Raw genomic sequence first — 19,386 nt, forward strand, 5'->3', positions numbered from 1 at the left:
CAATGCCCACACATTTTGTTTGCAAGTTGTTACATTAAAGTTTAGTTTTTTGCGTGAATGTTGCATCAAAGAAGGGATCACCGTGAGAAAGGCGCACGAAATCGAACTGGACCGCCAGGACGCCCGCCTGCTGCAGGCGCTGCAGGAGAATGGCCGGCTGAGTAACGTGGAGCTGTCGGAACTCATCCACCTCTCCCCGTCCCAGTGCCAGCGCCGGCGGCAAAAGCTGGAAGAGCTGGGGGTGGTGCAGAAATACGTGGCCCAGGTGGACCCGGAGAAGGTGGGGCTGCACGTGACCGCGCTGATCAGCGTGACCCTGGGCAAGCACGGCGAGCGCATCGCCGACGAATTCCACCAGGCCATCCAGCACTTTCCCCAGGTGCTGGAATGCTGGAGCGTCACCGGCGACGCCGACTATATGCTGAAGGTGGTGGCCACCGATCTCAAGAGCCTGTCCGACTTTATGATGCACCAGCTGCTCAACCTGAAGACGGTGTCCAACATCCGCTCCAATATCCTGCTCGACAAGCTCAAGCACACCACGGTGCTGCCGCTGGGCTGACAGGCTCGAAATAAAGCCGGCCCGGCGGCCACAAGCCGCAGGGCCGATTTCAATCGACCGCTTCACCAGCCGGGGTTCCGGCTCAGCCCAGGCTGAGGGGATGGTGGCAGGCCACCTGCTGGGTGGCGCTGAACTCCCGCGCCGCCGGGGCGGCCTGCCTGCACTGCTCGGTGGCGAAACGGCAGCGCGGGTGGAAGGCGCAACCCGAAGGAGGCGAAATCGGGTTGGGCACCTCGCCAGTGACCGGGGTCCGCTCCTTGTGGATCACCTCCATGCTGGGAATGGCGTCCATCAGCATGCGGGTATAGGGATGGCGGGGCCGGTTGAACACCTCCGCCACCGTGCCCACCTCCACCAGCCGGCCCAGGTACATGATGCCGACCCGGTCGGAGAAGTGGGACACCACCGACATGTCGTGGCTGATAAAGAGGTAGGTCAGGCCCAGCTCCTGCTGCAGATCCTTCATCAGGTTGAGCACCTGGGCCTGCACCGACACGTCCAGGGCCGAGGTGGGCTCGTCGCAGATCAGAAACTCGGGCTCGCCGGCCAGGGCCCGGGCGATGGAGATGCGCTGGCGCTGGCCGCCGGAGAACTCGTGGGGGAACTTGTCCATGTCCGAGGCCGCCAGCCCCACCTGCTCCAGCAGTTGCCCCACCCGGCGCCGGCCTTGCTCCCGGCCGTTGATCATGCCGAACAGCACCAGCGGCTCGGCCACGATGCGCTCCACCTTCCAGCGCGGATTGAGGCTGGCGAAGGGATCCTGGAAGATCATCTGGCAGCGGCGGCGGATATACTGGCGCTGCTCGCGGCTGGCCGTCGCCAGCCGGGTGCCCTGGTAGCTGATGTCGCCCTCGGTCGGCCGGTACAGGCCCGACAGCAGCCGGGCCACCGTCGACTTGCCGCAGCCGGACTCCCCCACCAGGCTGAAGGTTTCGCCCCTGCGGATCTGGAAGTCGATGCCGCGCACCGCGTGCACATAGGTTTTTTCCGCCCGGTTCAGCAGGCGATGGATAAAGGGCCTGGAAATATCGAACTTGATATGCAGGTTGCGTACCTCTACCAGCTCGGTCCCGGTGATCATCTCGCTCATCATGCCAGCTCCTCTTGCTTGACTTTCAAACAGGCGACCCGGGAGTCCCCCACTTTTTCCAGCACCGGCGCCTGCTGCCGGCATTCGGCCCCGCTGTGCGGGCAGCGCGGATTGAAGGCGCAGCCCGGGGGAATGGCGTTGAGCCGGGGCATGGCGCCGGGGATCTGGGACAGCCTGGGCTCGCGCACCCCGATGCGGGGAATGGAGGCCATCAGCCCAGCGGTATAGGGGTGGTGCGGCGCCTTGAGCACCGCCTCGACCGGGCCGATTTCCACCAACCGGCCGGCGTACATCACCGCCACCCGATCGCAGATCTCGGCGATCACCCCCATGTCGTGGGTCACCAGCATCACCGAGGCCTGGTGCTGCTTGCACAGCCGCCTAAGCAGTTGCAGCACCTGGGCCTGCACCGACACGTCCAGGGCCGTGGTCGGCTCGTCGGCGATGATCACCCTGGGCTCGACGCACAGCGCCAGGGCGATCACGATGCGCTGGCGCATGCCGCCGGAAAACTGGTGCGGATACTGATCGATGCGCTGCTCCGCCGCCGGTATGCCCACTTCCTGCATCAGCTTCAGCGCCTTGTCCCGCGCCGCCTGGTAGGACAGGGGCAGGTGGGTCTGGATGGTCTCGATCAGCTGCTTGCCCACCGTCATCACCGGGTTCAGGCTGGTCAGGGGATCCTGGAAGATGGCCCCGATCTCCTTGCCGCGCAGCAGCCGGCGCCGCTCCTCGTCCAGATCGTCGATGCGCTGGCCGTAGAGACGGATCTGCCCCGAGGCGATCCGTCCCGGCGGCTCGAGCAGGCCGGTGATGGCCGAGCCGGTGAGGGACTTGCCGGCCCCCGACTCGCCCACCACCCCGAGGATTTCGCCCGCCCGCATCTCGAAGGACACCTGCTGGATCGCCTTGAGGTTGCCCTTGCGATGGCTGAATTCGATGCACAGATCCTCGACCTGCAGCACCACCTCGCCACTGTTGTTGCTTCCATTCGCCATGTTGTGCTCCTTAACGCAGCTTGGGGTTGAGGGCGTCGCGCAGCCAGTCGCCCACCAGGTTGACCGACAGCGCCAGCACCACCAGCACCAGGGAGGGGAACACCACCACCCACCACTGGCCGGAGAACAGGTACTTGTTGCCCTCGTTGATCAGGGTGCCGAGGGACGGCTGGTTGGGCGGCATGCCCACCCCGAGGAAGGACAGGGTGGCCTCGGTGAGCACCGCCAGCGCCAGGTGCAGGGTGGCCAGCACCAGCACCGGGCTCAGCACGTTCGGCAGTATGTGCAGGAACATGATGCGCAGGTTGCCGCTGCCCATGACCTTGGCGGCCTGCACGTATTCCTTGTGGCCTTCCAGCAGGGTGCAGCCGCGCACGGTGCGGGCGTACTGCATCCAGCCGGTGAGGGTGATGGAGATGACGATGATGTACACCGCCATCTGCTCGTGCATCTCCTGGGGCAGCAGGCCCCGGGCCGCGCCGCTCACCAGCAGGGCGAACATGATGGTGGGAAAGCTCAGCATGGCGTCCGCCAGGCGCATGATCAGGGCGTCGACGGTGCCGCCGAAATAGCCGCTGACCACCCCCAGGGTAACACCCAGGGCCATGGCGCAGAGCACGCTGATAAAGCCGACGATCAGGGACACCCGCAGGCCGTAGAGGATCAGCGAGTAGACGTCCCGTCCCTGGATGTCGGTGCCCAGCCAGAAGCGGGCCTCGCCGCTTTCCACCCAGGCCGGGGGCAGTTCCGAGTCCATCAGATCGAAGGCGGCCATGTCGAAGGGGTTGTAGTGGGACAGCAAAGGCGCGCAGATGCCGGCGAACAGCAGCAGCGCCAGCACCGCCGTGGCCACCACCGTCAGCCGGGAAGTGCGGAAGTTGTAGCACAGATCGCTGTCCACGAAGGCCAGCCAGCCCTGCCACAGGCGCGTCGCATAGCCGGGCCGGGACGCCTTGCCCTCGGCGGCCGGTGCCGGTTTGGAGACGGTATCGATATCCATGGGTTACCTCGTCCTTAATGGTTGCTGGATTTCATGCGCGGATCTATCACCCGGTAGAGGATGTCGACCAGGGTATTGATGCAGATGAAGATCAGGGAGATGAACACCAGATAAGCAGAGATCACCGGTATATCCACGTAGTTCACCGCCTGGATAAACAACAGCCCCATGCCCGGCCACTGGAACACCGTCTCGGTGACCACGGCGAAGGCGATCAGCCCCCCGATCTGCAGGCCGACGATGGTGATCACCGGCAGCAGGGAGTTGCGCAGGGCATGGCCGTAGTTGATGCTGCGCTGGCGGATGCCGCGGGCCTTGGCGAACTTGATGTAGTCGGTGCGCAGCACCTCCTTCATCTCGCTGCGCACCAGGCGCATGATCATGGTGATCATGAACAGCGCCAGGGACAGGGCCGGCAATATGATGGAGGCCCAGCCCGACTTGCTGAACAATCCGGTGCTCCACCAGCCGAGATCCATCACCTCGCCCCGGCCGTGGGACGGCAGCCAGCCCAGCCAGACGGAGAAGATGATGATAAGGGCGATGCCGGCGATAAAGCTGGGCAGCGACACCCCTACCAGGGAAATGGTCTGCACCAGGCTGGTGAGCCACTTGTTGCGCGACAGCGAGACCCAGACCCCCGCCGGCAATCCCACCGCCAGGGAGATGATCACGGCGACGAACACCAGCTCCAGGGTGGCGGGCAACCGCTCGGTGATCAGGTTGAGCACTTCCATCTTGTTGTAGTAGGAAATGCCGAAATCGCCCTGGGCGATGTTGCCCACGAAGCGGGCGTACTGGGTAATGACGGAGTCGTTAAGACCCAGCTTTTCCCGCAGCTCTTCCCGCTCCAGCGGGGTGGCGCTCTCGGGCAGCATGTTGTCGACCGGATCGCCGACGAACTGGAACATCACGAAGGCGATCAAGGCCACCGACAGCATCAGCCCGCAGGCCTGGATCAGGCGCTGGATAATAAAAGCCAACATAGTTCACTCCTTTGATGGGAAACAAGGGCCCGCGGGCCCCCTTGTCCTAAATAACTGTTCCGAATGGTAGATAACTACCGGCAGCGACAGGGTTCCGCTAAGCAGACCCTCCGCGCCAGGGATGGCGCGGCGGAGCCCCCAGGGATGGGTTCACGGCGTGTCTGCGTGCGGAACCCGGTCGATGTAGCACTATTCGGAACAGCTATTTAGTTCAGGCTGGCGTACCAGAGCCGTACCACGTTGTCCGGGTTCTGGGTGATCGACAGCTTGTCGGAGGTCGCCCAGGCCACCGGCTCGAAGTGCAGGGGCAGGAAAGGCAGTTCCTGCTGGGCCAGCGCCAGCACCTCGCCCATCAGATCGGCCCGGACCTGCTGATCCAGCTCGGTGTTGGACTGCTCGATCAGCCGGTCTATGGTGTCGTTCTTGAAGCGGGGGATATTGAAGGCGCCGTAGATGCCGCCGTCGCGGGAGTGGAGCAGTTGCTGGTTGATGCTGTAGGCATCGTACAGGGGCAGGTTGGCCCACCCCAGTACCGCCACGTCGGTACGGCCGTTGTCGCGGATCTGGGAATAGACGCTGCGCGGATGCACGTTGAGGCTGCTGTCGATGCCGATCCGCGCCCAGTAGCGCTGCACCGCCTGGCACCATTGCTCCGCATTGAGGTAGTAGCCCTGCTCGCAGTCGAAGGCCAGCTTGAAGCCCTTCGGGTAGCCGGCCTCGGCCAGCAGCGCCTTGGCCCGCTCGGGATCGTAGCCGAGTTCGACCCCGCGTTCGGCGTCGAAGCCGGCGATGGCCGGGGCCACGAAGGTGTTGGCCACGTCGGTCATGCCGCGCATGATCTTCTTGACGATCGCCTCCCGGTCGATCGCCATGTGCATGGCCTCGCGCACCCGCCGGTCCTGGAGCGGGTTCTTGCCGTCCACATTGCCCGCGTTCAGCTCATCGGCCATGTTCAGGGACAGGAAGATCACCCGCAGCGAGGGCCGGACCATGACCTCCACGCGCTTTTCCTTCTCCAGCCGGGGCAGGTCCTGCAGGGGGACGTCGCTCACCAGATCGAACTCCCCGGCCAGGATGCCGGCCAGGCGGGTGGCGTCGGATGACACCGGCTTGTAGATGATGCGATCGATATTGTGCTGCGCCTGGTCGCCGTTCCACCAGTCCGCATTCTTCACCAGCACCATCTCGGCGTCACGCCGGCGGCTTTCCAGCCGGAAGGGGCCGGTGCCGTTGGTGTTGTTGGTGGCGTAGCCTTCGGTGCCCTTGCTCATGCTGGTGGGCTCCAGCGCCCGGTGCTCTTCCATCCATTCCTTGTCCATCATCAGGATGCCGCTCAGCTCGTTGAGGGCGATGGGAGATTTGGAGCTCAGCCGGATATCGACGGTGTACTCGTCCACCTTCACCGCCTCCTTGATGGAAGAGGCGTTGCCGCGGATGCCGGAGTCCGGGTGGGTGACCCGGGCGATGGAGGCGACCACGTCGTCGGCATTGAAGTCGTTACCGTTGTGGAAGCGGACCCCTTCACGCAGGTAGAAGCGCAGGGTGGTGTCGTCCCGTTGCTCCCAACGGGTGGCCAGGGCCCCTTCCATCTCCAGTTGCTCGTTCCATTGCACCAGGCCTTCATAGATATGGTTCTGGAACGCCAGGGCCGGGGTCGAGGCGAAGGCGTAAGGGTCCAGGGTGGGGATATCCGACTGCTGGGCCCAGCGCACCACCTTTTCCGCCATCGCCGGTTGTGCCATCAGGCTGCACGAAGCCGCCATCAGGCAGGCTGCTACCGTCTTGAGTTTCATCATCTACTACCTTCCCTGTGAGTGAAAAACACCGGCTTGGCCGGCCTGGCAGTCCGGGGGCCGCACTGGCCACACCGGACTTTGTCTGTACGTTAGCTTTGCACCTATTAACAAATCAATATAAAATTGCTAACAATTTATATACCATGTGATATCAATCAAAAAACACAAAGTTACCACTCGGTAAGATGAGTCCAGTCCCGGGCAGCGGATCGCTGCCCTCACTCAAACACAAGGGGTCCGCCTTCGATAGGACCAACAGGGAGCAACCATGACGACCACCCTCATCCGGCAGGTACGCCTCAACGGCCAACAGCAAAGCCGGGACTTGCTGATCGAGCAGGGCCGCATCGGCCGTATCGAACCCCATATCACGCCGCCGCCCGGTGCCCATGTGGTCGAAGGCGGCCACCGCCTGGCCCTGCCCGGCTTTATCGACGGCCACGCCCATATCGACAAATCCCTGTGGGGCATGGACTGGTATGTCAACGAAGTGCCGCGGGAGTTGCCCGCCATCATCGATAACGAGCGTCGCTTCCGGCGTGAACAGGCGTTCGACAGCCGGCGCCAGTCCGAGCGCATCGCCCGCCAGGCGATTCGCCTGGGCACCACCCATATCCGCACCCATATCGACGTGGACACGGAAATCGGCCTGCGCCATATGGAAGGGGTGCTGGCCACCCGGGACGCCCTGGCCGAGCAGATTTACATAGAGACGGTCTGCTTTCCCCAGAGCGGCCTGCTGGGCCGGCCCGGTACCCGGGCATTGATGGAAGAGGCGATCAAACTGGGCGCCGATTATGTGGGCGGCATAGATCCGTCCAGCTTCGAGCGCAATCCGGTGGCCCATCTCGACGCCGTGTTCGAGCTCGCCGCCAAATACGGCAAGGGGGTGGATCTGCACCTGCATGAGCCGGGCGAGCTGGGCGCCTTCTCGGTGGAACTGATGACAGAGCGCACCCGCGCCCTGGGCATGCAGGGCAAGGTCACCATCAGCCACGCCTTTTGCCTGGGCGAGGTGGATCCCGGCTACCAGGATCGGCTGATCGCCGGGCTGGCCGAGGCGGACATCGCCATCGCCACCACGGCCCCCGCCAATCGCCAGGTGCCGCCCTATGAAAAACTGCGCGCCGCCGGGGTCAGGGTGGCCGCCGGCAACGACGGCATCCGCGACACCTGGAGCCCCTATGGCAACGGCGACATGCTGCAGCGGGCCATGCTGATGGGGCTGAAATACCGCTGGCGCCAGGACCGGGAGCTGGCTCAGGCGTTGCACGCCATCACCCGGGGCGGCGCCGAGGTGATGGGGCTGAAGGACTACGGCCTGGAAGTGGGCTGCCGGGCGGATCTGGTGCTGCTGGCAGGGCAGGCGGTGGCCGAGGTGATCGCCGAGCCGCCACGGGAGCGCGCCGTGTTCAAGGCCGGCCGGCTGGTCGCCGACCGGGGCGAATGCCTGTTCTGACCACTTAAATAACTGATCCAAATAGCGCTACATCGACCGGGCACCGCACGCAGACACGCCGTGAGGATATGACACTCGCGGTTTCAGCCTGCTGCGAACATTCACTGGATGTTCGGTCAGGCTGAAACCACTCGTCACGGCGAGCAAACTCGCCCCCTGGGGGCTCCGTCGCGCCATCCCTGGCGCGAAGGGTCTGCTTAGCAGCCCCGGTCGCTGTCGGCAGTGATCTACTATTCGGAACAGCTAGTTAACACTATATACCGACGGAGTTTCACCCCATGAAAACCATCAAAATGACCGCCCGCTACGTGATCGGCTTCAAGGACGGCGGCCACCATATCTACGAGCAGGGCGAGCTGGTCTACCGCGGCGACAGCGTGCTGTTCGTCGGCCATGGCTACCAGGGCCAGGTCGACGAGACCCAGGACATGGGCAACGCCCTGCTCGGCCCCGGCTTTATCGACCTGGACGCGGTGGCCGACCTGGACTCCACCGTACTGGCCTTCGATCACCAGCCGGGCTGGCAGAAGGGCCGACTGCCCGCCAGCGACTGGCAGCGACGCGAGACCTACAGCGACGCCGAACTCGACTTCAACAAGCGCTACGCCTTCAGCCAGTTGCTGCTGAACGGCATCACCACCATCGCTCCCATCACCTCCATCCTGTACCGGGAGTGGGCCGAAACCGCCGACGAGTTCCGCCGCGCCGCCGACATCGCCGAGAGCCTGGGCGTGCGCGCCTACCTGGGGCCGGCCTATATGTCGGGCTACGGCGTGGTCAACCCGGACGGCAGCCTCGACATGCGTTTCGACGAACAACGGGGGTTGCAGGGACTGGAGCAGGCGGTGCGCTACGTGGAAGAGCTGCAGGGCCGCCACGGCGACACCATCAGGGGCATGCTGGCGCCGGACCGGATAGAGGGCTGTACCCCGGAGCTGCTGCGCCAGACCGCCAGCGCCATGCGTGCACTGGACTGCCCGGTGCGGCTGCACAGCTGTCAGGGGCAATTTGAGCTGGACATGGTGCATGAGCTGCACAATGGCATGTCGTCGGTGGAATTGATGGCCGAAAACGGCCTGCTGGATCACCGCCTGCTGCTGCCCCATCTGCAATACCTGGGCGGCAAGCACAGCACACCGGAAAAGGTGGAGCGGGAGCTGGCACTGCTGGGGCAGGCCGGAGCCAATGCGGTGATCTGCCCCATAGTGGCCGGTCGCCACAGCAAGTATTTCCATGACGTGCGCCAGTTCCGGCAGGCCGGCATCAACCTCAGTCTGGGCACGGATACCTTTCCGCCGGACATGATCCAGAACATGCATATCGGCGCCATCCTGAGCCGGGTGGAAAGCAACGACATCACCGCCGCCTCCGCCGCCGATTACTACAACATGGCCACCCTGGGCGGCGCCCGGGCCCTGGGGCGGGAGGACATCGGCCGGCTCTGCCCGGGCTCCAGGGCCGATATCATGGTGTTCGACTTCGACCGCATCCACACCGGTCAGGTGTTCGATCCCATCACCACCATGGTGATCAACGGTAACGGCCGGGATATCAAGGGAGTGATCGTCAACGGCGACAAGGTGGTATGGGACGGCCAACTGGTCAAGGCCGGGCTGGATGTGCAGGAGCTGCACCACCAGGCTCAGCGCCAGTTCGAGCGGTTCATGACCAGCTACCCGGAGCGCTGCCACCGCCATCCGCCGCTGGCGGAGATCTTCCCGCCCAGCTTTCCGCTGAGCCGGCCATAGACAACACGCCGTGAATCCTCCCTGGCGCGGAGGGCCGGCTTCGCTGCCACCCTTGGTCCTCCCCTTCATCCCGCAGTCGTCTGCCGGACCACCATCAAGCGGCGCCGGGGCTTGCAAAGAGGTGACAGGGATGGCCTCCGCCGACCGTCACCTGCCAGGGGGCGCGAAGCGCCTTGCACCGCCGCCAGCATCGCGAAGCGATGATACGGCGGTTTCCGCGACATTCGGCAGGTGCGAGCCTACAGGGGGCGAGCTTGCTCGCCGTGACGAGCCGTTTCGGCCTGACCGAACCTCCAGTGAATGTTCGCAGCAGGCCGAAACAGCGAGTGTCATATTTTGCGGCGTGTCGGCGGAGGTGGCCCTGTTGCCTCTTCTCTAGGTTGCAACAGACAACAAATAGCCGGTTGGTCGATTTTTAAACTGATCGGTGCGCTAGTACACCACGCTGCCGAGCTGGCTGCCGCTTTCCGCCATGGGGTTCTGGATGATCTGCACCACCACCCCGTCGGCCGGGCTGTGGTACTGTTTCACCTCGTGGCCGAAGGCGTCGTACTGCACGAACATCAGGTCTCCCTTCTTCACCTTGTCCAGCAGTTGCACCTTGGGCACCACGAAACCGCCGAACTCGGCGCGCACGTCCTCCCAGTGCTCGGTTTCCACCGGCAGCTCGGGCTGCATCACCTCGCCTTCGATCAGCTGGATATGGCGCAGGAAGTTGAGGGTGCCGTCCACCGCCCGTTCCACCAGTTCGGGTTCGTACACATCCCTTGCGCCGATCTCCAGGGTAAAGGCCGGTACCCCTATGCCGTTGTAGGCGCCGTCCACCGTGGTCTGGCTCTGGCTGCTGAAGGCCACGTCCACCCCGAACAGCCGGGTCATCTCCTTCACCGCCGGAATGCTGTAGTCGGTGTAGGCGAACAACGGGAAGGTGGTGGGGTTGGCGGTATGCATGTCGATGGCATAGTCCGCATTGTGTTTGAGCAGATCGTTCCAGATGCTGTGGGAATACCGCTGGCCCGAGGTGCGGGTGTCTTCGGTGTTGGCCTGGCGGTTGAGGTTCTCATTGACCTTGACCGGCCCCGAGGGCACGAATTCGCGCACATTGGCGATAAGCCCGGGAATGTTGAACTGGTGCACTATGGTCACGGTGCCCTTCAGCGCCTCTACGGCGAGCCGCTCCTTGACCTTGTGCACGGTGAGATAGGGGTTCATCTCGTTGGCGTGCACCCCGGCCACCAGCATCACCTTCTTGCCCGGTGCTTCCCCCTTCAGCACGCTCACCGGCAGGTAGTAGTGCTGGCCGGCGTTGTTCTGGCCCGCCACCCGAAAGTAGAACTCATGCTGTTTGCCCGGCTCGAGGGACTCCACATCCAGCCGGGTGATCACCGGCTTGCCCTGGATCATATCGCCGTTGAACCGGGTTTCGGCCAGCACCGGCAAGGTCGAGGTCAGCACGCCCAGGGCACCGCCCCAGATAAGAGGTTTTATGGTCATGATTCTTTCCCTAAGTGAAATAGCCCGAACTCATTGCTAAAAATAAAGCAACATAATTGTTAGCAATAAAATCAGCAAAAAACGTTACACTAAGGTTAACGAATAATAAAGCACTAAATGGAAGCACAGCGAAAGCTTGCTTTTGAATTATTCAAAAAAGCAGAATATTTATCTGATCGATACCGCGCGGGGCGCAGGCCCCGCCGCAGGGAGGCCCGGGAAGGGCCGAATGGGGAGTGAGGAAAGGCGGCAGCCGGCTCAGCGCGGGCCGGTTTCCGCCTCGGTTTGCAGTTCGGCGAACAGCGCCGCCAGATCCAGGCTTTGCTCTTCCTCCTCGGTCAGCTCCAGGCTGGCCTCCAGATGTTCCAGGTGGCGGCGCATGGACAGGGCGGCCGTGTCGGCCTCCCCCGCCGCCACCAGATCCAGCAGCTTGCCGTGCTCTTCACAATGGCAGTGGTGGGCGTTTCTGTCTTTCTGGTACATGCTGACGATAAGCGAGGTCTTGGCGATCATCCGTTCCAGCACCTCCACCAGCAGGCGGTTGCCGCCGAGCCTGGCCAGTTCGATATGAAAGCGGGCGGCGCAGTCCACCGCCGCCGGCCGTCGGCCCTCCTCGACCGCCCGCCGCTCTTCTTCTATCAGCGCCCGGAGCGGGGCCAGCTCGCCCCGCCGCTCGCCCCGGGCGGCCAGGGCCACCGCCTCCTCTTCCAGGATGCGGCGCATGGCAAACACTTCGGCCGCCTCCTGCTGGCTGGGACAGGCCACGGTGGCCCCCCGGTTGGCGGCGATGGCCACCAGCCCCTGATGGCTGAGTTCCAGCAGGGCGGCGCGCACATGGTTGCGGTTGGCGCCCAGCGCCTCGGACAGCCGAGTTTCCACCAGCCGGGTGCCCGGCGCCAGCCGCTGCTCCAGGATGGCGCGGGAAATGATACCGACGATACGCTGGATTTCCCTTCGCTTGATACTGGGCACTTTCCCTCCCGGAATGCATAAATTTTCATGTAAAAAAGATTAACAAAACCGCCGGACCGGCTCCAGCGCCTTGTTACCCTAGCCCCAGCGGCTGACGCCGGGGTAGCCGCCGTCGAGCAGCTCCTTGACGAACACCGAGGGGATCTGCCGATCCGCCAGCAGGAACACCTGATCCCGGGCCCGGGTCAGCCCCACATAGAACAACCGGCGCTCCTCGGCATGGGGGAAGGCTTCCTCCTCCGGCAGCAGCAGCTCCAGCAGGCTGGGGCCGCTCTTGTCGGGGGGAAAGCCGTAACGTCCCCGCACCAGGCCCAGCAGGATCACGCAGTCCGCCTCCTTGCCCTTGGCGCCGTGCAGGGTCTGGGCCTCCAGCCGGAGATCCGGGAAGCGCCGGCGCCAGCCCGCCAGTTGGGACTCGTCCGGCAAGCTGAAACGGAAGCGGGCCAGCAGGTAGACGGAGGCGTCCGGCCGCTGGGCCGCGATCTGCCCCAGCAGCCGGGTCACCGCGTCCATCTGGCTGTCGTGCTCCACCGGCAGCACGTGCACGCAGGGGCCCTCGCTGCGCTTGTGGGTACCCAGGGTTTTGGGCAACTGGCCGGGGTTGCGGGTCACGAAGCGGCTGGCCACCTGCTCGATACGGTTGTTGAAGCGGAAGGTCTGGTCCAGGACGGTGATCCGGCTGGCGCCGAAATGCTCCGCAAAGCGGGTGGTCAGCGACACATCGGCGCCGCTGAAGCGGTAGATGGCCTGCCAGTCGTCCCCCACGCAGAATAGGGAAAGCCCGGGGGCCGCATCGCGCAGGGCCTTGAGCAGCTCGGCCCGGGGCGCGGAAATGTCCTGGAACTCGTCCACCAGCACATGGCGCCAGGGCACCTCGAACCGGCCCTGGCGCACATAATGGGTGGCCTTTTCGATCATGTCGTCGAAGTCGATGTCGCCCCGCTCGCGCAGCTGCGCCTGGTAACGGTGCAGCAGCGGCCGCACCAGGGCCAGTTGCTCGGCCTGATCCGGGGTCAGTTCGACGGGATCCGGCTCGCCATAGAGCTTGAGTGCCGCCACCAGCGGTGCCCACTCCCGCGCCAGCCGCATGAAATCCGGCCGGGGCACCACCTGGAAGCGGTGGCGGCGCAGCCAGTCGAGCAGCCGCTCGCCGTAGGCCGGATCCTCCTGCCCGAACTGCTCCAGCCAGGCGGCGAAGGCGCCCTGGCGGGCCCGCTCGTCCTGGGCCAACGGGCTCAGGGGCGGGGTGCGCCCCTCCACCCGGGACAGTATCATCAGCCCCAGGGCATGAAAGGTGCTGACCTTGACCGGAGTGGTCTCGGGCCGGCGCGCCAGCCGCTCGGCCATTTCCGCCGCCGCCTCGTTGCCGAAGGCCAGCAGCAGCAGTTCGTCGGCCCGGGCCTGGCGCGACGCCAGCAGAAAGGCGGCCCGCGCCGCCATCACGCTGGTCTTGCCGCAGCCGGCCCCGGCCAGCACCAGGTTGTGGTCTTCGTCCACCACGCAGGCCAGGCGCTGGGCCGGGGTCAGCGGATGGGCTTCCAGGCCGTCGAACAGGGCAGTATGCTCGGCCAGGGCCTGCCGGCAATAATCCTGGCAGCACTGCTCCCACCAGGCCTCGTCCGCCGCCTGCAGCGTGGCCACCAGCTCGAAGGCGGCCCGGGCCCGGTCGTCCAGCGTCTCGGGCGGCGGACAGGCGGACCAGTCCACCGCCTCCCCGGCCACCAGCGCCTGCAGCCGCCGCCAGCGGGAATGGCGCAGGTAGCCGGCGTCCAGCAGCCCCAGGCATTGCTCCGCCAGGGGCAGCACCCGGTTCGCATGATATCGGTACCAGCCGAGGGTGACCGCCTCGGCCAGGGGCTCGGCCACCGCCCGGGGCAGCCAGCCCAGCTCGATATCGCCCTGGGTGCAGAACAGCCGCAGCCGGTACAGGCGGCGGGCTTCCTCCAGCCGGGGCGGCGCGCTCAGTTCGTGCCAGCCGAGCCCGTGGCGCTCGCGCTTGAGGTGCAGCACCAGGCCGTCCGCGGTCAGCTCGGTGGCCAGGAAGGGATGGTTGAACCAGGGCGCCAGCCAGTGGGCCTTGTATATCTGCATGCTCACCCCAGGTTGTTGATAAGCTCGGACAAGATCATGTGGGTTTTCACCGTCTTGATATTGGGCATGTTCTCGATCTGGCCGCGCACCTCATCCAGCCGGATCATGGAGGCCGCCTCCACATACACCAGCATGTCGGTCTCGCCGCTGATGGTGTAGCACAGCTTCACCTCGGGAATGGCGCGCAGCAGGGCGGCGTATTGCTCGCAGCGGTGCACATGATAATGCAGCTCGAAATAGGCGCGCACGGCGCCGCCGCCCCCACCGATGCGGGCGTGATAGCCGCGGATGATGCCCCGCTCCTCCAGCTGGCGGATGCGCTCGGACACCGCCGAGCGGGACAGGCTCACCTCGCGGGCGATGCTCGCCACCGCCATGCGGGCATTGGCCGCCAGCAGGGCCACTATCTGTCGATCGAATTTGTCCACCCGAAGCCTTTCTCCCACCCGCCGGCGAAACGGCGGCACAAAGCGACGAACTGCCGCCGGCAAACGGCGTTTTGCAGCGTCGGAATCTGATGCGTGGGCGCTAATATATCAGAATTCTCAGGCACGGAATCGAAACTAAAATGGCGCGTTTGAACAAGGAACTGGGGCTGGCCCATGGCACCGGCATGATGGCCACCTCATTGCTCGGCACCGGCATCTTCGTGGTGCCGGCGGTGGCCGCCAGCATCGCCGGCCCGGGCTCGCTGTGGGCCTGGCTGGGGTTGATACTGCTGGTGCTGCCGGTGGCGTTCAGCTTCGCCCGCCTGGGCCAGTGTTTTCCCCACGCCGGTGGCGCGCCGCACCTGATCGGCCGGGGCCTGGGCGCGCCCATGGAAAAACTGGCCGCCTTCCTGTTCCTGGCGGTGTTGCCGGTCGGCATTCCCGCCGCTCTCACCCTCACCGCCGGCTTCTGGCACGCCCTGTTCGATCTTTCCGCCGGCGGCGATCTGCTGGTGCAACTCGGCACCCTGGGGCTTATCCTGCTGCTCGGCAGCCGCAAGACCCGGGCCTCCGGCCTGGTGCAGGTACTGATTGCGCTGGCCATAGTGCTGCTGTTGCTGGCCATCTGGTGGGCCGGCGGTCTGCTGGCGGCGCCGCCCGCCCTGCCGCCCCTCGCCCAGGTGCAATGGGGCCTGCTGCCCGCCGCCCTGGGAGTGATGTTCTGGTGCTTCGTGGGGCTGGAAGCCTTTACCCATATGGGAGAAGAGTTCAAAAATCCCCGGCGGGACTTTCCCCTGGCGCTGCTGTTCGGGGTGCTGCTGGCCGGGCTGGTGTACCTGGGCTGTGCCCTGGCGGTGCTCCGCTTCGGGGTGTTCGGTGATGAGCTGGCCAACACCACCTCCATCCCCACCCTGATGGCCGGGCTGTTCGGCGAAGGCGGGCGCTGGGCGGCGGCGCTGGTGGGCTACCTGGCCTGCTTCGCCAGCATCAATATCTATATCCAGGGATTCGCCCGGCTGCTGTGGAGCCTGGCGGACGAGGGCAAGCTGCCCGCGAGCCTGGCCCGCCTCAACCGCAACGGCGCGCCGCTGCGCGCCCTGGCCTGGGTGATCGGCGTGTGCGCCCTCTGCGTGCTGGCCGCCTGGCTGTTCCGGCTGCCGCTGGATACCCTGATCCGCTACGCCAACGGCAACTTCATCCTGGTCTACCTGCTCGCCATGGTGGCGGGAGTCAGGCTGCTCACCGGCCCCTGGCGCGCCCTGGCGGCCCTGGCCAGCCTGCTCTGCCTGGGGGTGCTGCTCTCGCTCGGGCCGGAGGCGGGCTACGCCCTGGCCCTGGGCACCGGCTTTGTGGCCTGGCGCGCCCGGCGCCGGAAAAAGCGGCGCCAGCCACTGCCTCCGCAGACTCCGGCCTGAAGGGGTCTCGTTCGGCTTAATGGGAGCGCAGCTTTTGCGCTCCACGGGAAGGGCGGCCCATTGGCGTTACTGCGCAGCGAGCAATGTGGGCCCAGGCCTGATAATGTGACTTAATTCTTTATAAAACCTGATACAAATCATGGCAATATCACCCGGTGCGGGATAATATCGGCGCCACTCGCTCAGGGCTCAGCCCCGCCATGGATACAGGCAGCGTCACTCATGTTCGATCCCGCTCACTCGCGTCTTCCCCGCGCCCTTCATCCCCTGGCCATACCGGTGTTGGCAACCGTGCTGGTCGCCGCCCTCTGGTTTGCCCTGCTGCTCGAACAAGGCCGCAATCGTGCCGCCGTGGAACGCGATGCCCATAACGAAGCAGCCAACCTGGCCCGCGCCTTCGAGGAGCATGTGGTTCGTATCTTCCATGATGTCAATGCGGCGCTGCTGTTGCTGCGGCAGGCTTGGGGAGAGGAACGGAGCAGTTTCGAGCAGATGGTTCGTATTATTCAAAAGGCCGACGGTGAAGCCCTGCTGGTGCAGATCGCCGTGATTGGAGCCGACGGCCTGCTTGCCTATTCCAACCTGGATCCCGATGCAGAACCGGTGGATCTCAGCGATCGCGAACATTTCCAGGTGCACAGGGAAAGCAAAGAAGACAACCTGTTTATCAGCAAGCCGATACTGGGTCGGGTATCGGGCCGATACAGCATCCAGGTCACCCGTCCTCTTTTGAATGAGCTCGGAGGCTTTATTGGCGTACTGGTGATCTCCCTGAGCCCTGACTACTTTTCCCGTTTTTTCGGCTCGGTAGACCTGGGCCGTAGCGGCTCCATCTCCCTGGTCGGTACCGACGGGGTGTTCCGGGCCAGGGGCAGCGACTCCAGGCTGGATACCGACAGCATCGGCACCCGGGTGCCACCCGACCGCCCTTTTCTGCAACCCGATGCGCCGACCTCGGGCATGTATGAGGCCGATAGCACTATCGACGGCATCAGAAGGTTTGTCAGCTACCGCCTGCTGCCCGGCTATTCCATGGTGGTGGCGGTGACCAAGGCCGTCGAGGAGGTGTTCGCCGAGCATGAGCGGCGCTGGCTCCGCTATCGCCTGGGGGCCGGGCTGGTCTCTCTGCTGCTGCTGGCGGGGGCGGGCTGGCTGGCCCGTTCGCTGCAGCTGCAGCGCCGGTTTAAACACCAGTTGCTGGAGCAGCAGCGGCGCCTGCTCTATGTCAACGACAGCCTGCGGATCCTGAACGATATCGCCACTCAGCCGGACGGGGAACTCGCCGCCAGGCTGCACCTGGCACTGGCGCTCGGCTGCCGTCACCTGGGCGTGGAGTTTGGCATCGTCAGCCGGGTATCCGGTGATCGCTACCGGGTCGAGTGCTGTTTCGTGCCACCGACGGTAGCGCTGAAGGCCGGGGATGAATTCGCACTGGCCCGGACCTATTGTTCAATCACCCTCGGGGCCAGGGATCTGGTGACCATAGAGCACATGAGTCACTCCGAATACGCCGGCCATCCCTGCTTCGAGGCCTTCCGGCTGGAAGCCTATTTCGGCATCCCCATCAAGGTCAACGGCGCCGTCTACGGCACCCTGAATTTCTCCTCGACGCAGCCACATTCCCGCGTCTTCGACAGCAGCGACAGGGAGTTCCTGCGCCTGCTGGCACGCTGGGTGGGAACGGTAATTGCCGAAGAGCGCACGCACAACGAGCTGAAAACCCTGGCGACGACGGATGCCCTGACCGGGGCCATGAACCGGGGCAGCTTCGTAACGGAGGCGGAGCAGGAGATCGGCCGGGCCCGGCGCTACCAGCAGCCGCTGTCGCTGCTGCTGCTCGACCTCGATTACTTCAAGCGCGTCAACGACAGTTACGGCCATAGTGCGGGCGATGAGGTGCTTAAAGCCGTGGCCGAGTTCAGCCGGGAGACCTTGCGCACCAACGACCGGTTCGCCCGGATCGGCGGCGAGGAGTTCGCAGCCCTGCTTCCCTACACCGCCGCGGCCGAGGCCATGGAAGTGGGTGAGCGGTTGCGAACGCGGATTGCGGCTGCCCCTGTCCAGACAGCGGAACAACGGATATCGGTCACCATCAGTGTCGGCATTACCGAACTGGTCGATGATGATGACTTCAATACCCTCTACAACAGGGCCGATGCCGCCCTCTACCGGGCCAAGCACCAGGGCAGGAACCGCGTGGTAGGCGACCCAGCAGCCCCCTCCGACCTTGCTCCGCCAGGCTCCGAAGTGTTAACGACGCATTAAAACGCATGTCCCCCGGGTGGTGGAGTGCCAGTACCCGCCCAACCTGGGCACGGCCCAGGAGGCCGCCACCCGAGCCATCGCCAGGCACCAGCGCATCAGCCCGGCCACCGTGAAGACCCCCTGGTGGCGCATAAAGCGCCGGAGCAGGGCCGGCTCACGGCGAATGCCGGGCTTATGGTGGATATGCTGGCAGTGGTTGGTCTGACTACCGGTTGCCCAGATGACGGGCGTGGAAGCGCAGGTGGTCTTCGATAAAGCTGGCAATAAAGTAGTAGCTGTGGTCGTAGCCCGGTTGCAGGCGCAGGGTCAGTGCGGCGCCGGCATGTTCGGCGGCAGCCTTGAGCGCTTGCGGTTTGAGCTGCTCGGCCAGGAAGTTGTCGGCCTCGCCCTGGTCCACCAGCATCGGCAGCGGGCAGCCTTTCTCCCTGAGCAACAGGCTGGCGTCGTACTGGGCCCAGGCGGCCTTGTCCTCGCCCAGGTAGGCGGTGAAGGCCTTCTGCCCCCAGGGACAGTCGCTCGGGTTGGAGATGGGCGCAAAGGCCGACACCGAGACGAAGCGTGCCGGGTTGCGCAGGGCCAGCACCAGGGCGCCGTGGCCGCCCATGGAATGGCCACTGACAGCGCGCCGGCCATCGAGCGGCAGCTCGGCCTCCACCAGCGCCGGCAGCTCGTTCAGCACATAGTCATACATGCGATAGTGCCGGCTCCAGGGCGCTTCGGTGGCGTTCACATAGAAGCCGGCGCCCAGGCCCAGATCATAGGCGCCGTTGTCGTCGTCCGGCACCCCTTCGCCGCGCGGGCTGGTGTCGGGGATGATCAGCGCCAGCCCAAGCTCGGCGGCCACCCGCTGGGCGCCGGCCTTGGTGGAGAAATTCTCGTCGGTACAGGTGAGGCCCGACAGCCAGTACAGTGCCGGCACCGGTCCAAGTTCTGCCTGGGGCGGCAGAAACACGGAAAACTGCATGCTGCAGTTGAGGCTTTGGGATTCATGCTGGTAGCGGATCTGGCGGCCGCCGAAGCATTTTTGCTCTTGTAGCAGTTGCATTGCACCTCCTATCGAAGAGCTATAAGCCATAAGCTGT

Annotated in this window: 15 protein-coding genes; 5 read left to right on the forward strand and 10 right to left on the reverse strand. The window is 64.8% G+C overall.

All coding sequences use genetic code 11. From position 1 onward, the window contains the following. Window positions 1–82: 82 nt before the first annotated feature. Window positions 83–562, forward strand: a complete 480-nt coding sequence (locus tag AN401_RS15435) for an Lrp/AsnC family transcriptional regulator (protein WP_198401745.1) — start codon at window positions 83–85, stop codon at window positions 560–562. Between the two features lie 82 nt (window positions 563–644). Here AN401_RS15435 and AN401_RS15440 read toward each other — a convergent pair whose 3' ends face one another. The 5 genes from AN401_RS15440 to AN401_RS15460 all read right to left on the reverse strand — a co-directional run bounded on the left by AN401_RS15440 (window position 645) and on the right by AN401_RS15460 (window position 6,432). Next, window positions 645–1,655 carry an ABC transporter ATP-binding protein gene (locus tag AN401_RS15440; RefSeq protein WP_232513332.1) on the reverse strand — a complete coding sequence of 337 codons (1,011 nt, stop codon included), beginning with the start codon at window positions 1,653–1,655 and terminating at the stop codon, window positions 645–647. After that, window positions 1,652–2,650, reverse strand: coding sequence for an ABC transporter ATP-binding protein (locus AN401_RS15445; protein WP_094038266.1), 999 nt, complete (start codon window positions 2,648–2,650; stop codon window positions 1,652–1,654). The genes AN401_RS15440 and AN401_RS15445 overlap by 4 nt, the downstream gene beginning before the upstream one ends. A 10-nt stretch (window positions 2,651–2,660) precedes the next feature. After that, on the reverse strand, window positions 2,661–3,650 hold the full coding sequence (locus tag AN401_RS15450) for an ABC transporter permease (protein ID WP_094038267.1): 990 nt from the start codon (window positions 3,648–3,650) through the stop codon (window positions 2,661–2,663). Window positions 3,651–3,664: 14 nt separating this feature from the next. Continuing rightward, window positions 3,665–4,636, reverse strand: a complete 972-nt coding sequence (locus AN401_RS15455) for an ABC transporter permease (protein WP_094038268.1) — start codon at window positions 4,634–4,636, stop codon at window positions 3,665–3,667. Between the two features lie 206 nt (window positions 4,637–4,842). After that, window positions 4,843–6,432, reverse strand: coding sequence for an ABC transporter substrate-binding protein (locus tag AN401_RS15460; RefSeq protein WP_198401746.1), 1,590 nt, complete (start codon window positions 6,430–6,432; stop codon window positions 4,843–4,845). Window positions 6,433–6,700: 268 nt separating this feature from the next. Between AN401_RS15460 and AN401_RS15465 the strand changes: the two genes are divergently transcribed. Next, complete coding sequence (locus AN401_RS15465; RefSeq protein WP_096779849.1) at window positions 6,701–7,891, forward strand: amidohydrolase family protein; 1,191 nt, start codon at window positions 6,701–6,703, stop codon at window positions 7,889–7,891. A gap of 278 nt (window positions 7,892–8,169) precedes the next feature. Then, window positions 8,170–9,639 (forward strand): amidohydrolase family protein, encoded by a 1,470-nt coding sequence (locus AN401_RS15470; RefSeq protein ID WP_096779850.1) that lies wholly within the window; start codon window positions 8,170–8,172, stop codon window positions 9,637–9,639. Between the two features lie 432 nt (window positions 9,640–10,071). Here AN401_RS15470 and AN401_RS15475 read toward each other — a convergent pair whose 3' ends face one another. From AN401_RS15475 to AN401_RS15490, 4 genes are all read right to left on the reverse strand, one after another. Further along, on the reverse strand, window positions 10,072–11,133 hold the full coding sequence (locus AN401_RS15475) for a succinylglutamate desuccinylase/aspartoacylase family protein (protein WP_096779851.1): 1,062 nt from the start codon (window positions 11,131–11,133) through the stop codon (window positions 10,072–10,074). Window positions 11,134–11,391: 258 nt separating this feature from the next. Beyond that, a complete protein-coding gene (locus AN401_RS15480) occupies window positions 11,392–12,105 on the reverse strand; it encodes a GntR family transcriptional regulator (protein WP_094038273.1) in 714 nt (237 codons plus the stop codon). 78 nt (window positions 12,106–12,183) lie between these two features. Continuing rightward, window positions 12,184–14,196 (reverse strand): UvrD-helicase domain-containing protein, encoded by a 2,013-nt coding sequence (locus AN401_RS15485; protein WP_096779852.1) that lies wholly within the window; start codon window positions 14,194–14,196, stop codon window positions 12,184–12,186. A gap of 2 nt (window positions 14,197–14,198) precedes the next feature. After that, complete coding sequence (locus AN401_RS15490) at window positions 14,199–14,624, reverse strand: Lrp/AsnC family transcriptional regulator (protein ID WP_096779853.1); 426 nt, start codon at window positions 14,622–14,624, stop codon at window positions 14,199–14,201. Window positions 14,625–14,764: 140 nt separating this feature from the next. Here AN401_RS15490 and yjeH point away from each other — a divergent pair, with 140 nt between their 5' ends. Together yjeH and AN401_RS15500 are read left to right on the forward strand one after the other, a co-directional pair. Further along, the gene (gene yjeH, locus AN401_RS15495) at window positions 14,765–16,039 is read left to right on the forward strand and encodes an L-methionine/branched-chain amino acid transporter (protein ID WP_096779854.1); all 1,275 of its coding nucleotides are present in this window, start codon (window positions 14,765–14,767) and stop codon (window positions 16,037–16,039) included. A gap of 222 nt (window positions 16,040–16,261) precedes the next feature. After that, a complete protein-coding gene (locus AN401_RS15500) occupies window positions 16,262–18,304 on the forward strand; it encodes a diguanylate cyclase (protein WP_198401747.1) in 2,043 nt (680 codons plus the stop codon). 205 nt (window positions 18,305–18,509) lie between these two features. On the opposite strand, the gene fghA is transcribed toward AN401_RS15500, so the two are convergent. Further along, window positions 18,510–19,349 carry an S-formylglutathione hydrolase gene (fghA, locus tag AN401_RS15505; RefSeq protein WP_198401748.1) on the reverse strand — a complete coding sequence of 280 codons (840 nt, stop codon included), beginning with the start codon at window positions 19,347–19,349 and terminating at the stop codon, window positions 18,510–18,512. Window positions 19,350–19,386: the final 37 nt, after the last annotated feature.

The sequence above is a fragment of the Zobellella denitrificans genome (genome assembly GCF_002407485.1).
GTDB lineage: Bacteria > Pseudomonadota > Gammaproteobacteria > Enterobacterales > Aeromonadaceae > Oceanimonas > Oceanimonas denitrificans.

Coding starts and splice junctions, on each gene's coding strand:
- AN401_RS15440 (WP_232513332.1), bottom strand. CDS start 1,655: ATGATGAGCGAGATGATCACCGGGACCGAGCTGGTAGAGGTACGCAAC.
- AN401_RS15445 (WP_094038266.1), bottom strand. CDS start 2,650: ATGGCGAATGGAAGCAACAACAGTGGCGAGGTGGTGCTGCAGGTCGAG.
- AN401_RS15450 (WP_094038267.1), bottom strand. CDS start 3,650: ATGGATATCGATACCGTCTCCAAACCGGCACCGGCCGCCGAGGGCAAG.
- AN401_RS15455 (WP_094038268.1), bottom strand. CDS start 4,636: ATGTTGGCTTTTATTATCCAGCGCCTGATCCAGGCCTGCGGGCTGATG.
- AN401_RS15460 (WP_198401746.1), bottom strand. CDS start 6,432: ATGATGAAACTCAAGACGGTAGCAGCCTGCCTGATGGCGGCTTCGTGC.
- AN401_RS15465 (WP_096779849.1), top strand. CDS start 6,701: ATGACGACCACCCTCATCCGGCAGGTACGCCTCAACGGCCAACAGCAA.
- AN401_RS15470 (WP_096779850.1), top strand. CDS start 8,170: ATGAAAACCATCAAAATGACCGCCCGCTACGTGATCGGCTTCAAGGAC.
- AN401_RS15475 (WP_096779851.1), bottom strand. CDS start 11,133: ATGACCATAAAACCTCTTATCTGGGGCGGTGCCCTGGGCGTGCTGACC.
- AN401_RS15485 (WP_096779852.1), bottom strand. CDS start 14,196: ATGCAGATATACAAGGCCCACTGGCTGGCGCCCTGGTTCAACCATCCC.
- yjeH (WP_096779854.1), top strand. CDS start 14,765: ATGGCGCGTTTGAACAAGGAACTGGGGCTGGCCCATGGCACCGGCATG.
- AN401_RS15500 (WP_198401747.1), top strand. CDS start 16,262: ATGTTCGATCCCGCTCACTCGCGTCTTCCCCGCGCCCTTCATCCCCTG.
- fghA (WP_198401748.1), bottom strand. CDS start 19,349: ATGCAACTGCTACAAGAGCAAAAATGCTTCGGCGGCCGCCAGATCCGC.